The following is a 14,887-nucleotide window of genomic DNA, read 5'->3' on the forward strand; positions in this document are numbered from 1 at the left end:
AATACCCAATATATCGCGCGAGCTACAATTCTTTCTTTTCCTTATAAAAACTGCCCAGTTATTGCAGTTACGCATCCAGCTTATAGCGCGTCTCCGATAGACGATACAAGGGCCGCCATACCAGCCGATTGATCGTGACCACCATCAGCGCCATCACAATCGTGGAGAGCAGCAGCAGATGGAACTCCCCGTGATCCGTTGCCGAGCTGATCTGCGCTCCGAGGCCTACAGTCTGCATGGTCTGGTTATTCAGATGGAAGTACTCCGCGATGATGCTAGCGTTCCACGCGCCGCCCGATGCCGTAACCATTCCCGTAATCAGGAAAGGAAAGATACCCGGCAGGATGACCGTGCGCCAGCGCTGGAGCGTGCTGAAGTGGAACAACTGGGCCACCTCGCGCAGATCGGACGGAATCGCCATTGCCCCGGCGATCACGTTGAACAGGATGTACCACTGCGTTCCAATCAGCATCAGCAGAATAGACGCGATTCCCATCCCTCCGCCTACCCGGATCAGGGCCAGCAGGATCACGGGAAACAAAGCCGTCGCCGGTACAGAAGCGGCGATCTGAGCCAGGGGCTGCGCAATCCGCGCGAGCTTAGGATTAAAGCCGATAGCGACGCCGACCGGGATCGTCCAGGCCGCGGCGATCACCAGCGCTATATTCACCCGCAGGAACGTCGCAGCAGCGCCGTGTAGAACAGCCACGAGTTGTGGCGCTCTTACCTGACGAAGCAGGATCAAGGCCTCCGAAGCCAGGTAGATCACAGCCACGAGCAGCAGTAGCACCGCTACCCACCGGAACCACGCGCTTCCCTTCTTCTCCGTGACTCCATCCGCAAGACTGAGTCGCCGCTCCCGCCGCTGCGCCAGAGAGCAGTAGATGTTCTCCGACACCGGATCGAGCGTGTGGCGTCGCAGCGTACGCAGTGCCCCAGAATGAGTGAGAAGGTGCAACAGCGGCGAACGCACGTGCGCGCCACCTTCAACCTGCTCGAACTTGAACTTGTCGCTCCAGACAATCGCAGGGCGCCAGATCAACTGATCGATCGCCACGATAATGCCGATCATTACGGCAAGACCCATGACGATCGCCCGCGTATCGTTTTCACTCGCCGCCGTCTGCAGGTAGGAACCTAGCCCAGGCAGGCGGAAATCCCGCGTGCCCAGCACGAACATCTCGCAGGCCATGAGAAAGAACCAGCCGCCGGCCACCGACACCATCGAGTTCCACACCAACCCGATGGCTCCATACGGCAACTCGAGTTGCCACAGCCGCTGCCAGCGCGAAAACCGATAGATAGAAGCGGCTTCACTCAGTTCGCGCGGGATGCTCTTGATCGACGAATAGAAGCTGAAGGCCATGTTCCAGACCTCACCGGTAAAGATGAGCAGGATCGCCCCCATCTCAACGCCGATTTGCCGGGTGGGAAAAAGCGCCACCATCGCCAGCATCACGCCCGGCAAAAAACTCAGGACCGGGATCGACTGGCAGATATCCAATCCTGCCACCATCAACGGTTCCAACCGGCGGCTGTACGCGGCAACATATCCATAGCCGACAGCGAAGAGCAGACTCAGAATGTAAGCGAGGCCGATACGCACGATCGAATAAAACGCATAGAGCGGAAGCGCACGTGGACTGAGCGAGATGACGATCTCCGGCTCCGCATGCCCAAACCAGTAATGGGCGATGCGCACCACACCATAAAAGCAGGCGAGGCCGATGCCGGCAACGCACAGGTCCATGACCACTGGCCAGGTACGCTTCAGCGCCTGCGCGCGTGCCAGCGTCTCACGGCCACGGATGGAGCTCAAGCTGCCGGGAAGCCGAATCAAACGCCGCTCTCCACAAAGGATTCTGCCTGCGCATGCAACTTCTCAGCCTGCACGAAACGGCGGCGTGAGGCGTCGAAGTCGAATAGCTCCGCGTACCGTCCCCAGTTCACGGCAGTCTCTAACTGACGAATCGTCTCTTCCTCTGTGAACTGCTCATCCAGCATGTCGTGGAAGAAGTCTTCGGAGACGGTATGGTCGCTCTTGGCCTCGATCGCACGCACGATCTGCCGCAGCAAAAGAACGTGTTCGATGGCCGACTCGCGAAACAACTCCTTCTGCCGCAGGATCTCGGAGTTCGCATACTCGGCTCCCAGCGGAGAGATGACAGCAGCGCCTTCCGTCACGGTAAGGAAACCGAGCATCTGTGCCGCATCCACAATAGGAAGAAGGTGGTCAATCTCGAAGGCTAGATCGTCGGCCAGGCGATACATGTCGTACTTGCCGCTGTGGTCTTCCAGCAGCTCCAGCAATCCTGCAACACCGCCGGGACGTGCATGCGGCAGCATCTGATACTGCTTGTGGATTGCGGCCCGCACCGGCTGGCTGCCGTTCGTCTGCGGCAACTCTGGTGGCTGCTCCTCCGGCTGGGTCAGGACCTTGTAGATGTAATCAACCAGTTGGTGAAATGCCGGTCCCTTGCGGTCTCTCGGGTGCGCGAGGCTAACCTCGAAGTCCGTCCGAACTCGTCCTGGATTGCGGCCAAGCACGATGATTCGATCAGCCAGCAACACCGCCTCTTCGATATTGTGCGTTACCAGGAAGATGGCCTGCGTTGGGATGGTCTTCTTCTGCCAGAGCTCCAGCAGTTCGCTGCGCAGATTCTCTGCCGTCAGTACATCGAGCGCGGAAAAAGGCTCGTCCATGAAGAGAACCTCCGGCTCGACCACCAGCGCCCGGGCAAAGCCTACTCTCTGCCGCATACCACCCGAGAGCTCCTTGGGATAAGCGGCCTGAAAGCCATCGAGACCAACCGTATCCAGAATCGCCAGGGTACGCCGCCGGCGCTCAGCCATCTCCATGCCACGGGCTTTCAACGGAGCCTCTACATTTTCGAGTACCGTCAGCCAGGGAAAGAGCGCAAAGCTTTGAAAGACGATGGAGACGTTCATATCCGCTGTGGCAACCGGCTTTTCATGCCAGTACACCTGTCCAGCCGACGGCTCTGAAAGCCCCGTCAACATGCGCAGCAGTGTCGATTTTCCTGAGCCCGATGGCCCCAGCAAAGCAACGATCTGGCCCGGAACGATGGAAAGATCGGTAGGCGAGATGACCTGAATGCGGTTCTCGCTTGGCTGCGCATAATATTTTTCAATCTGCTCGGCGCGAATGATCGAAGTTTGCATAAGTTTCTTACTTTCCTAAGACCACCCTGCTGCGCAGGCCAGACTGTCGCACAAGATACGACAGCTAAAAGGGTTGGCGGCTTTCCACAGTGATTCCAGCATCATTTTCAGCCGCCCTACATCTATATCAATTGATCTGCCGTTCATATACAAGCTGATGGTGTGGATATCGACTGTCGTGCGCGAGCTCCATTGAAACAACCGCGCCTGCCACTGCCCTAAGGACTCTACAAGGGCAAACATAAAGATGGGCACCGGATTGTTTGCTTCTAATCTCTGCTCTGTTCTGGAGATCCGAAATTACTTCCTGCGACATAAAACCCTGCGCAGGAACAGAGATATTCTGCAGGATTAGAAGGCATGAAGTGGAGCATCCCCGCATCCCTGAATCGAACGGCTGTTGAAGTTAGCCATGTTAAAATGCAGTATGGAAATTTCTGAAACCAGCTTGCGTGATGTGAAACTTGTACGTCCTAAAAAGCATGGGGACGAGCGCGGCTGGTTCTCCGAGGTCTTCAACGCAAGAAGCTTTTCGGCGGCAGGCCTGCCGGATCGCTTTGTCCAGGACAATCAATCCTTTTCACGGCGAGGAGTCCTGCGTGGACTGCACTACCAACTAGGGGAACAACAAGGCAAACTGGTTCGTGCGCTCTCAGGTCATATCTGGGATGTCGCGGTCGACCTTCGACCAAACTCGCCGGACTTCGGCAAATGGGCCGGGTTCGATCTCAAGGGAGAAGAGATCGAGTTCCTCTGGATTCCCGAGGGGTTTGGGCACGGCTTTGTCGTTCTCTCAGAAACCGCCAACGTGCTTTATAAGACCACCAACTTCTACTATCCCGCCGGCGAGCGCTGCGTACGCTGGGACGATCCAACACTTAACATCACGTGGCCACTCGATGGAATCGGAGTCCCCTCAGTCTCTGCCAAAGATGCGATTGGAAACCTGCTGGCGGAGGCTGAACTGCCCCCGCCCTATCAAAACAAGTAAGCACCACGCGCCTGAGGCTTTCTACGGTTCCACGAACACGCTTTACTCAGAAACCGTGGAAAGCCACTCAGCCATCACCTCTGCCGTTGAATCCTGCCATGTCGGCAGTTCAAACTCAAGCGTGCGCGCCAGCTTCTCGCAGTTCATGCGCGAGTTCTGAGGCCGCTTTGCAGGCGTTGGATAGGCATCGGAAGAGACAGGAGCCAGCCTGGCAAATGCCTGTTCGGGACGAGCGCGCTGTGCCAGTCCAACAAACTCTGACGCGAAGCCGAACCAGGTCGTACACCCTGCGCTACAGGCGTGATAGATCCCACGGAGGGGCTGCATGGCCTCAACGAGCGTTCCGCCTTGGGTCGCCGCGTCTTTCTCGCCGCGAAGAATCGTATGCGTGGCCAGACGAGCAAGCGTACGCGACCAGGTCGGAGCGCCGTACTGGTCATCGACGATTCGCAGCTCCTCACGCTCGCGAGCGAATTTGAGGATCGTCAGCAGAAAGTTCTTGCCTCGGGCCCCGAAGACCCAACTTGTCCGAAAGGTCAGGTGAGCCGCGCCACTGGCTGCAAGGGCCTGCTCGCCGGCAAGCTTCGATGCCCCATAAACACCCAGCGGGTTCACCGGATCGTCTTCGCACCAGGGACGAGTTCCATCGCCGGCAAAGACATAATCGGTAGAGAAGTGAAGCACGGCAGCACCAATTCGAGCGGCCTCTTCGCCAAGGACACCAGGAGCATCGCCATTGATAGCAAAGGCAGTCTGGATATCGCTTTCGGCCTTATCGACAGCGGTGTAAGCCGCGGCGTTCACGATCCATCGTGGCTTCACCTGTCGCACCGTCGCGCGAATCGCAGCGGCATCGGTTAGATCGAGCTCTGCCCGGGTCACGGCAACAACAGGGCCAAGGGCATTGAGCATGGGCAACAGCTCGCTGCCAACCTGGCCATTCGCTCCGATAAGCAGGATAGGAGCATCGATCATGTCTGTCAGTAGACCCTCTCCGAGAGCAATGCCCGCAGATATTGCCCATAGGAACTCTTTGAGATTTTGTTGGAGAGTGCTTCCAACTGATCGGCAGAGATATATCCAAGACGAAATGCGATCTCTTCAGGACATGCGATCTTCAGCCCCTGACGGTGCTCAATCGTCCGAACAAAGTTGGCCGCGTCCAACAAGGAATCGTGCGTTCCGGTATCGAGCCAGGCCATGCCTCGTCCCAGCAACTCGGTATGCAGTTGACCACGCTCCAGGTACCAACGATTGACGTCGGTAATCTCCAGTTCGCCACGCGGCGAGGGTTTGATCTGTTCGGCCACCGACACAACCTGTGAGTCATAAAAATAGATGCCCGTAACCGCATATCGAGACTTCGGCTTTACCGGCTTCTCTTCAAGCGAGATGACTTTGCGATCGGCGTCAAAGGCCACGACGCCATAACGTTCCGGATCGGTTACCGGATAAGCGAATACGGTCGCACCCTCCGACTGGTGGCGCGCGTTTTGCAAGGCCTTGACGAAATCGTGGCCAAAAAAAATGTTGTCTCCCAATGCGAGACAGCAGCCATCGCCAGCAAGAAACTCCTTGCCGATGAGAAAAGCCTGAGCGATGCCATCGGGGGATGACTGTACCGCATATTGCAGATGAATTCCCCACTGCTCGCCCGAACCGAAAAGCTCCTGGAACCGTGGTATGTCCTGCGGGGTAGAGATAAGAAGGATCTCGCGAATCCCCGCCAGCATCAGTGTGGAAAGCGGGTAGTAGATCATCGGCTTATCGTAGATCGGTAAGAGTTGTTTCGAAACGGCTTGAGTCACCGGATGCAGTCGCGTTCCGGCTCCTCCTGCAAGAATAATCCCCTTCATTGAACCTCAGCTTTGGGACTTGCGGTCAGCATAGTTAAGTGAAACCCATTGTTGATAAGCGGCGCCTGTCACAGCTTCAATCCAGCGGCCATTGGCAAGGTACCACTCTACAGTCTTGCGGATTCCAGTCTCAAAACTTTCCTCCGGCTTCCATTTGAGCTCGCGCTCAATCTTATCTGCATCGATCGCATAACGCCGATCATGGCCCGGGCGGTCCTTGACGTACGTGATGAGTTGGTTATGAGGCTTGTGGGGCGACAAGGGGACCAACTCGTCGAGCAAAGCACAAATCGTTTGCACGACCTCAAGATTGCTGCGCTGATTACGGCCACCGATGTTATAGGTTTGACCGAGGCGGCCCTTTTCAAGCACATCAATAATGGCTCTGCAGTGATCTTTGACAAACAGCCAGTCGCGTACCTGCAAGCCGTCACCATAGATCGGAAGCGATTTGCCGGCAAGAGCGTTGGCAATGATCAAAGGGATGAGCTTCTCTGGAAACTGGTAGGGGCCGTAATTATTGGAGCAATTCGTTACCAGCACAGGCAGATTGTAAGTGTGAAACCAGGCACGAGCCAGAAAGTCCGAAGCTGCCTTCGAAGCTGCGTAAGGACTATTAGGAGCGTAAGGTGTGGATTCTGAGAATGCGGGATCGTCAGGACCAAGTGTGCCGTACACCTCATCGGTCGAAACATGAACAAAACGGAATGTTTTTTGGTCATCCTCGCTGAGCGTCGCCATATAGGTACGGGCCGCCTGCAGCAATGTGAACGTGCCATCAATATTTGTCTTCAGGAACGCATCTGGTCCCACAATGGAGCGGTCAACGTGGCTTTCGGCCGCGAAGTGTATGACCGCTTTCGGCTTATGACTAGCGAAGATATTAGCGACAAACTCAGCATCGCAGATATTTCCCTGTACGAAGGTATGATCCGGATTGCCCGCAAGCGAGTCCAGATTTCCAAGATGGCTTGCATACGTGAGTGCATCGAGGTTAATGACGCGCCCTTTGCCTGAGTGGACCCAATGCAAGACAAAATTCGAGCCAATAAAACCTGCACCGCCAGTAACTAAAATTTCCGTATCCATCAATTCTCGAACCACTCGCCTTTCCTGCGAACAAAACGCTCTTTTTAGTGAAGCACAGGAAGCGGTTCAATAGTCGCCCCCGTGGAGGATGAAACGATTACAGACGGGTAGCCTGTCTGACCACTAGCGGTGCGTCGGATCTGTCGGTGTGTAGTGGGGCCGGGGGGGTGAAGACACGATGTGAGATTTATCCGCAGAAGAGAATGTGAATTTCTCATCCTGCCAGAAGTTCTTTTGCGCTGAAATAGCCTGCTTTAGAGCTAACGGAAGATATTTTTCGTGAAGGCCAAGCTGATAGCTGCACCACTTGCTTGCATTGCGCAGAGTCGCCAGGGGAATCAGAGAGGGCCTGGTCTTCAAAAGAAATTGCATCTGCGAAATGACAAAGGTACGCCCCTCGCCACCCGCTCCACCAAAAGCATCCAGCATCCACTGTTCTCTTCCATGGTGCACCCCGATATCGAAGTAACGGGAGAACTCCTGCAACAGGGTTAGCGGATGGGAATGAATCACAGTGGCATCTGACTGATAGGCAATCTTCCAGTTCGCCAGCAGCATGCGTGCAACTACCGTCACCTCTTCAGAGACGATGGTGTGTGAGGGAAAGCCGCCGACCTCATCAAAGGCCGCACGCCGATAGGCAGCGAAACTGTTGGAAAAGAACGCTGTCTTTATCCCAAGACGCTCGTGGCTTGAAAAAGTCCGTACATCGGAGAGGTCAGGGTAGTTAAACAGGCGCGCATGCTGTTCGATTGGATCTGCCTGTTCGCGCGGCAACTGCCTGCCGTAAGCAGCTCCAACTGCCGAATCGTTAAAAGCACACAGCAATGTTTCGATCGGATGATCCCCACAAGGGAGGGCGTCCTGGGTCAAAAGAACAAGGAACTCAGCCCATGGCATCGATTCGACCGCCATCTGGCGTGTTGCGCCATGACGGAAACTTTCTTTGGAAACGTTCATTAGCCGATAACCGGCACGCCGAACCAACTCCTGGGTCTTATCCGAGGAGGACGAATCGACGATCAGAACCTGCTCCCTGGCAATGCCCTGTGTCTCCAGGGCTGTTTGCAGACGCTCCCAATGAGGGTTTGCGTTATACGTCGGGATGACGATGCCAGCCCGCTGAAGACAAGTTCCATTCGGAGAAGCATCGTGCAAAGTCTTATCAACAGACATCATCGTGAGCAACTGGCCCTTCATTCACGCTCGAAATCCTGTGCAAAACGGACTAAGATCCAAGTCGGGCCGAAGAGCTACGATCTAAAAGCTGGGATCGTTCTAGAAGCTCTTCAACAGCGGCAATGTTACGATATCTCGTAAGCGAAATCAAACCATGGGTTCTGCATCATTGCAGTTCGATGAAGACACGCCACAACCGAATTCCTCTACTCGCATCACTGTCATGATGTGTAAACACCATGGAGTACCCAATTAGAGGGAAACAGCTAGTTTTGTCTGCTCATTCAAACGATAAGATCTTTTGAACGTAGCCTTTGTGGCGACAGCTCTGAAAATGAAATAATGTCGGCACTAGGGCCTTTTCGACGGCTTGTGTCTCTATCCGGTACATATTTCAGTAACTGAGCGTAATGTTGACACAACCCGCGATTTCGACCAAGCGCTCCGGCCAGGAATCAAGGAAGATTCCCCCTGCAACATGCAACCAAAATGATCTTTGGTGTTGGAAGTAGCCGACCATATCGTCTCATCTCTTTGATAAAAGGAAGGGATTCCCTCACATCATCCATAGATTTATGAAAACCACGCACAAGAATCCATTTAGTCTGATTAGAAGCGCGTCGTTGACGCGTCTAAGAGGCGTTCAGACATCTCAGGATGCTGCTGTGCCGGCACTTTCACTAAAGCCGAGGTCTGGAATTTTGTTTCGCATCAGCAAATTTCGATTTATCCCGATTCTGTCTGTCGTTCTCCTGCTACCTGCCTTCTCTGCTTTGGCACAAAATTCGCAGCCCTGTACTGACCAGTCTTCTCCGGATTGCAGCGACAACTCCTCGAGCCAATATGGGAACTCAGTAAATCCCATGCAAAATGGAGCGGCTGTTCCTGATAATTCACAAACGTTGCAGACACAGAGGCAATCCCAGCAACAAAACAACCAGCTTTATGTCGATTCGGCCGGCAATACCCGAAACCAGCAGTTCTCTAATAATCTGAACCGCCAGAACAACTTCTTCCCGCCCGACAGGCCAACAGATATGCAGAGGCTGACACAAGCCTCTACAGGGGAACAGCTGTCGATCTTCGGTCGCGATCTGTTTCAAAGAGCGCCCTCTACCTTCGCTCCGGTCGACCAGATCCCCGCCATGTCCGACTACATTGTCGGCCCGGGTGATGAGATTCTCTTGCGTCTTTGGGGACCCGAATCTTTCAATGGACAATTGACCGTCGACAGCTCCGGTTCGATTTATGTACCCCAGGTCGGAGGCATTCACGTCGCAGGTCTCCGTATCGATCAGCTCCAGAGTCAGATCAGCTCCGATATTCGGCACACTTTCCGCAACTTCAATTTGTCAGTCGATCTGGGCCATCTCCGGTCCATTCAGGTCTATGTGGTGGGTGAGGCCAGGCGTCCGGGCGTTTACACGGTCAGTTCCCTCAGTACCGTGCTCAATGTACTTTTCGTGGCCGGCGGACCAAACGTCCAAGGATCCCTACGACATATTGAGGTGCGGCGCGATGGAAAGGTTGCCGGCGAACTCGATCTATACGACCTATTGTTGAAGGGCGATAAAACACACGATCTTCGCCTTCAACCCAACGACACTATCTTTATCCCCCCCGTAGGACCACAGGCCGCACTGGCCGGCAGCGTGCATCATCCTGCCATCTACGAGCTTCGCGGCGAGACGACTATCGGGGATCTGCTGAAGCTTGCTGGGGGTCTCACGCCTACAGGATCGACGACACAACTCTCTCTGGAGCGCGTCGAAGACGACCACTCGCGCGCTGCGGTGACGGTGAATATCGACGACGCAGGCCGAGCTATGGCGCTCCGCGACGGAGATGTGCTGTTCGTCAACCACATTACCTCCGCCTACCAGCAATCGGTAACCATCCGGGGCAACCTGGCGAACCCGGGACGATTCCCCTGGCATCCTGGCATGCGGTTGAGCGACATCATTCCTGACCGGAAATCTCTACTAACGAATAATTACTGGCGGCAACGCAATCGTCTCGGTGTTCCAACGCCGCTCTTCGAACCTCTGCGCCCCTCACAGGAGTATTCGTGGGGGAAACCGCAACTCCCCACAAGACAAAATCGTACCTCGACTTCTTCATCCTCCTTGTCATCCTCATCTTCTCAGCGGCTCAATGGAGGAATTAATCAGTTCCCTCCCCTCCCACCACCTGGGGAAGACGAGGAGAGCGACACCCTCAATTCTCAGCAGGTCTCAAATATTGGAGACCAGAATACCGACGATCAAAATGCTGACGATCAAGAGCTTGCTGGAAGCACGAATGTGCAGAACCGGAACACAGGATCTACCTCCCAATCCAATGCTTCTCTTCCCTCTTCCGACAAGATGATCAGTCGGGGGTCGCTGGCCGAAGAGCAGCAGGCCGCTGGAAGTCCGAGTGTGGCTAACGTTGGCCCTATCAATACGATTAAGATCCCGGCACCAGAGATCGATTGGTCCTATGCCGTCGTTGAACGCCTCAACCCGGACACACTCAAAAGCTCTCTCATCCCTTTCAACCTCGAGAAGCTTGTTCAAGGCCAAGACCCAGCTCAAAACCTGGAGTTGCAGCCCGGAGACGTCGTAACCATCCTGTCTCAGGCCGATATTCACGTTCCGCAAGACGAGCGGACCAAATATATTCGTCTCGAGGGCGAGTTCGCGGGTGCGGGCGTCTACAGCGTCGGCCCCAATGAAACTCTTGACCAACTGGTGCGTCGCGCCGGTGGCCTTACGAGCAAGGCCTATCTTTACGGGTCCAGCTTCACCAGGGAGTCCGCCCGTATCTTCCAGCAGCAGCGCCTGGATGAGTATGTCTCTTCACTCGCCATCAGTATGCAACGTGCGTCTGCAGTCCGAGCTGCTTCCTCGTCGGGGACGGTAGTCGACCCCAATGCTCTTTACGAAGAGCGGGATACCATCGCCCAGTTGCGCAAACTGCGCGCTACTGGCCGCATCGTACTTGAGTTCCGCCCGGATAGTGTGGGCGCTGATAAGATCCCGGCCATCCCCCTGGAGGATGGCGATGTGTTCCGCATTCCTTCGCGGCCACTCACTGTAAGCGTCATCGGCGCCGTTTATGGGCAGAACGTCTTTCTCTACGACTCCAAACGGAGAGTAGAAGATTATGTGCTTCTGGCCGGAAAACCAAATTCCATTGCGGACAGCAGACACGCTTTCATCATCCGTGCCGATGGCTCGGTATACAGCCGTCAACGAGCTAAGGGAACGTGGAAGAACAGCTTTGACGCGACGCAGATCAATCCTGGGGACTCTATCGTTATTCCTGAAAAGCCGATCCAGGCTTCTCTGATAAAGCAGGTCATCGACTACTCGCAGATCTTCTCCCAATTTGCCCTGGGAGCGGCGGCAGTCACCGTCATCAAGCAGTAGCGAGCTTCGTCCTTTAGGCTCGCACCAACAGGCCAGTAAGATTTATGGCAGGCCCCGTATCATCCTGACGAGGAACTCGTGAGTCCCAGACGTACACTGCTTTGTTTGACGACGGTATCTTTAATGCTCTTTCTTCCAGGCGCGGACCTTGCCCAGCAAGGCTCCCGCGCGGAAGCTCCAGTCTCAGGAAAAGGTGTCGCGCTGACCCTGCCAGCCAGCAGCGTTTTCCCTGTTTCCACCAATACGCCGCAATACATTGCATCGACACCCTATACGGCTCAGCCATCTATCGCCCCGAATGACGTGTCCTCTGGAGATGCAGGGAGCAGCGATGGCCGTGTAATCGATCCGGACGCCAACGACAACTACGAAGACAGGATCGGCTCCACCAACGTTCCGATGGATAGCTGGATCTACCCTGCCCTGGAACGACTTAGCTCCATGGGCCTGATCCCCTTCCAGAGTGTCTCCATCCGTCCGTGGACTCGACAAGAGTGCCGCCGGCAGGTGCAGCAGGCGAAAGATATTCTGCTTGGCGTTCACGGACACTATTACGACGTCAGCGACAGCATTAAGCTGGAAGCCGAGAATCTTATTCCTCAACTCGATAGTGCCTTGCAGGAACCCAATGAATCCTCAGAGGCTGTATTGGAATCCGGCTATGCTCGTGAGGGCACGATTGCCGGACCTGCGCTGACTGACGGCTTCCATTTCGGGCAAACGTGGCGGAACGATTACGGGCGTCCGCTGGGCCGCGGCAATAGCGCTATCGCTGGCTTCTCCGTACGTGCCGTGCATGGACATTTTTTCTTCTTCGATCGGCAGGAGTTGCAGCAGGCTCCCACGACACCGCCGATCACTGCGGCCGATTCAGCCCTGTTTTATAGCCTGGACGACTTCCCTTTCGCCGTCCCCTCAAACCCTCCCCCCGTTCCGGTAACACCTGCTCTTGCAGCTTATGTGCGCCAGCGCCCGCTCGAACTCTATGCCGGAGCGGCCTTCGGCGGATTTGCTCTGTCGTTTGGCAAGCAGGAGCTCTTCTGGGGACCAACGACCATGGGTCCGCTCTCCTTTTCGAGCAATGCGGAACCAACCTACAACCTGCAGTTGGTTGCAACCCGTCCCCATCCCTTTCCCATCTTCCCAACCCTGGGCACTTATCGTTTCGACCTGGTCTTTGGAAAGCTTTCCGGACATCACTATCCAGCGCGCCCCTACTTCAATGGCGAGAAAGCAGACTTCACATTCGGACGTACGTTCGAAATGAGTTTTACGCGTTGGTCCATCTTATGGGGGGTAGGTCACCCCATGACCCTGGGGAGTCTCAAAACAAATCTATTCAGTTCAACCTCAACAGGTTGTGGCTTCGGCTATGGAGATCGCTGCGATCCAGGAGATCGGAAATCTGGATTTGATTTTCGGCTGCATGTCCCTGGACTGCGGAACTATGTGACGCTCTATGCAGATTCCTATGCCGACGATGAACCGAGCCCCATTGACGCCCCACGGCGTGTGGTCTGGCATCCCGGCATCTATCTTCCACGCCTTCCCTATCTTCCGCATATGGATTTTCGTTTCGAGGCAGCCAGCTCTGAGGAACTCAGCCAGGACGAAGGCGGCACTCGCTTTTTCATCAATAACCAGTATCGCGACGGCAATACCAACAAAGGATTCCTCCTGGGCAATGCGGTCGGGCGCGATGCGCGCGCACTGGAAGGCCGCACAGGTTACTGGTTTTCAGCTCGTACGCGAGTCGAAGCCGGCTATCGGCAAACAAAAACCAGCAGTTTATTCCTTCCAGGGGGAGGCACCACCACAGATGGCTTTCTCAATGCCTCCTATGCTTTCAATCGGGAATGGTCTCTCCAGGTATTTACCCAATACGAACGCTTCCTGATTCCCGCTTATCTGCCTGGGTCTCAGCACAATACGAGCGGCTGGTTCCAAATTACCTGGGATCCATCGCGTTCTATCTTTTCGCACTAACTCCTAATTACTGCCTCAACCCCTGGAGCGTAAATACGCTCGCATCGGCTTGTCATACGCAACCATCACCAGGCATGCAAATGCCACCATCATTACAACTCCGCAGGTCACGTCTAACGCCAGCGCCGGCCCTCCCGTCGCCAGTTTGTGCTTTTCGGCGAAGTCCCCCCAGATCCAGATCACCGAGTAATGCGTCATATACAGCGGATACGATAAGTCTCCCGAAAACCGGCACAACCGTTCCACCTTCGGGGATACCGTCGCCCCCGCGCCTAGCACTACCAGCAGCGGGAAATACACCACAATCACCGCCACCTCCCGTATCCATCCGCCGTGCGCATAAGGCATCACCAGTGCCAGCAATAGCAAGACACTCAACGCGCCAAAGCCCAGCCGCGTCCGCAGCCGCCACCCCATTCGGTACACCAGCAGCCCTGCCATAAACGAGAAGGCCACCCGCGCTCCGCCGTCCCAAAAGTTCCGCGCACTCCATCCACCCGCTAAGTTTCCTGCCCGATACCCCGCCCAACACAACAGCACTGCCGCCACTACCGTGAGCACTGCCAACACTCCACGCTTCACCCGATACAGCGCCAGAGCAAACACCACGTTGGCCACATACTCCCAAAATAAGGACCACGCCGGAGCATTCAGGCTGAACAGGTTCTGGCTCCGCTCCTTCATCACCCCATAGGGAATCAACAGCAGCGACGCCACAAACATTAGCGCCACCTTGCCCAGTCCATATCCCGGTGTAATCCCAAACGGATTGGCATAGAACGCGAGCAGCCCCAGCACCGTCCCCAACACCACCAGTGGATGCAGCCGGATCAGCCGTGCCTTCAGGAAGCTCACGAGCCCCATCGTTTTCAGGCGATCGTCATACGCATACCCCATCACAAAGCCCGAGAGGCAAAAGAAAAAATCCACCGCCAGAAAGCCATGTCCAATCCAAAGCTTGCTGTAGTTCCAAATCACCATTTCCAGAAAGTGGAAGGTCACCACCCCCACAGCCGCCACGCCGCGCAACCCATCCAACACCACAAAATGCGGCTTCGTGCGTTGCATCTCTGCCGTCCCCACTGTTACGCCGAAACCTTCAGCCATCCCACCTCTCACGCTCTTCGTCTTCTGTTTGTCGCCGCAGGCTAACTCACTCACCCTAAACTCGCTCAATCGAGCGATCTGGT

The 14,887-nt window shown here is 55.4% G+C and carries 10 protein-coding genes; 3 read left to right on the plus strand and 7 right to left on the minus strand.

Features of this window, described 5'->3' with window-relative positions:
• Nucleotides 1-67: 67 nt before the first annotated feature.
• Together HDF15_RS04245 and HDF15_RS04250 are read right to left on the minus strand one after the other, a co-directional pair.
• On the minus strand, nt 68-1,840 hold the full coding sequence (locus HDF15_RS04245) for an ABC transporter permease subunit (protein ID WP_184253078.1): 1,773 nt from the start codon (nt 1,838-1,840) through the stop codon (nt 68-70).
• On the minus strand, nt 1,837-3,183 hold the full coding sequence (locus tag HDF15_RS04250; RefSeq protein WP_184253079.1) for a nitrate/sulfonate/bicarbonate ABC transporter ATP-binding protein: 1,347 nt from the start codon (nt 3,181-3,183) through the stop codon (nt 1,837-1,839). The genes HDF15_RS04245 and HDF15_RS04250 overlap by 4 nt, the downstream gene beginning before the upstream one ends.
• 427 nt (nt 3,184-3,610) lie before the next feature.
• Here HDF15_RS04250 and rfbC point away from each other — a divergent pair, with 427 nt between their 5' ends.
• Complete coding sequence (rfbC, locus tag HDF15_RS04255; RefSeq protein ID WP_184253081.1) at nt 3,611-4,174, plus strand: dTDP-4-dehydrorhamnose 3,5-epimerase; 564 nt, start codon at nt 3,611-3,613, stop codon at nt 4,172-4,174.
• 42 nt (nt 4,175-4,216) lie between these two features.
• On the opposite strand, the gene rfbD is transcribed toward rfbC, so the two are convergent.
• The 4 genes from rfbD to HDF15_RS04275 all read right to left on the minus strand — a co-directional run bounded on the left by rfbD (nt 4,217) and on the right by HDF15_RS04275 (nt 8,298).
• Nucleotides 4,217-5,149 (minus strand): dTDP-4-dehydrorhamnose reductase, encoded by a 933-nt coding sequence (rfbD, locus tag HDF15_RS04260; RefSeq protein ID WP_184253083.1) that lies wholly within the window; start codon nt 5,147-5,149, stop codon nt 4,217-4,219.
• A gap of 5 nt (nt 5,150-5,154) precedes the next feature.
• Nucleotides 5,155-6,030, minus strand: coding sequence for a glucose-1-phosphate thymidylyltransferase RfbA (rfbA, locus tag HDF15_RS04265; RefSeq protein ID WP_184253085.1), 876 nt, complete (start codon nt 6,028-6,030; stop codon nt 5,155-5,157).
• Between the two features lie 6 nt (nt 6,031-6,036).
• The gene (gene rfbB / locus HDF15_RS04270) at nt 6,037-7,119 is read right to left on the minus strand and encodes a dTDP-glucose 4,6-dehydratase (protein ID WP_184253087.1); all 1,083 of its coding nucleotides are present in this window, start codon (nt 7,117-7,119) and stop codon (nt 6,037-6,039) included.
• 123 nt (nt 7,120-7,242) lie between these two features.
• On the minus strand, nt 7,243-8,298 hold the full coding sequence (locus HDF15_RS04275) for a glycosyltransferase family 2 protein (RefSeq protein WP_311733037.1): 1,056 nt from the start codon (nt 8,296-8,298) through the stop codon (nt 7,243-7,245).
• 863 nt (nt 8,299-9,161) lie between these two features.
• Between HDF15_RS04275 and HDF15_RS04280 the strand changes: the two genes are divergently transcribed.
• Entirely contained in the window at nt 9,162-11,711 is a 2,550-nt protein-coding gene (locus HDF15_RS04280) for an SLBB domain-containing protein (RefSeq protein WP_260330827.1), read from the plus strand.
• Nucleotides 11,712-11,789: 78 nt separating this feature from the next.
• Complete coding sequence (locus HDF15_RS04285; RefSeq protein ID WP_311733028.1) at nt 11,790-13,697, plus strand: capsule assembly Wzi family protein; 1,908 nt, start codon at nt 11,790-11,792, stop codon at nt 13,695-13,697.
• A 15-nt stretch (nt 13,698-13,712) separates the two neighbouring features.
• Here HDF15_RS04285 and HDF15_RS04290 read toward each other — a convergent pair whose 3' ends face one another.
• On the minus strand, nt 13,713-14,804 hold the full coding sequence (locus tag HDF15_RS04290) for an acyltransferase (RefSeq protein WP_184253091.1): 1,092 nt from the start codon (nt 14,802-14,804) through the stop codon (nt 13,713-13,715).
• Nucleotides 14,805-14,887 lie beyond the last annotated feature (83 nt).

It is taken from the genome of Granulicella mallensis (genome assembly GCF_014203225.1).
Lineage (GTDB): Bacteria > Acidobacteriota > Terriglobia > Terriglobales > Acidobacteriaceae > Granulicella > Granulicella mallensis_A.

Bases quoted from the DNA above. Each gene is read 5' to 3' on its own strand.
- HDF15_RS04250 (WP_184253079.1), bottom strand. From the start codon at position 3,183: ATGCAAACTTCGATCATTCGCGCCGAGCAGATTGAAAAATATTATGCG.
- rfbC (WP_184253081.1), top strand. From the start codon at position 3,611: ATGGAAATTTCTGAAACCAGCTTGCGTGATGTGAAACTTGTACGTCCT.
- rfbD (WP_184253083.1), bottom strand. From the start codon at position 5,149: ATGATCGATGCTCCTATCCTGCTTATCGGAGCGAATGGCCAGGTTGGC.
- rfbA (WP_184253085.1), bottom strand. From the start codon at position 6,030: ATGAAGGGGATTATTCTTGCAGGAGGAGCCGGAACGCGACTGCATCCG.
- rfbB (WP_184253087.1), bottom strand. From the start codon at position 7,119: ATGGATACGGAAATTTTAGTTACTGGCGGTGCAGGTTTTATTGGCTCG.
- HDF15_RS04275 (WP_311733037.1), bottom strand. From the start codon at position 8,298: ATGATGTCTGTTGATAAGACTTTGCACGATGCTTCTCCGAATGGAACT.
- HDF15_RS04280 (WP_260330827.1), top strand. From the start codon at position 9,162: ATGCAAAATGGAGCGGCTGTTCCTGATAATTCACAAACGTTGCAGACA.
- HDF15_RS04290 (WP_184253091.1), bottom strand. From the start codon at position 14,804: ATGGCTGAAGGTTTCGGCGTAACAGTGGGGACGGCAGAGATGCAACGC.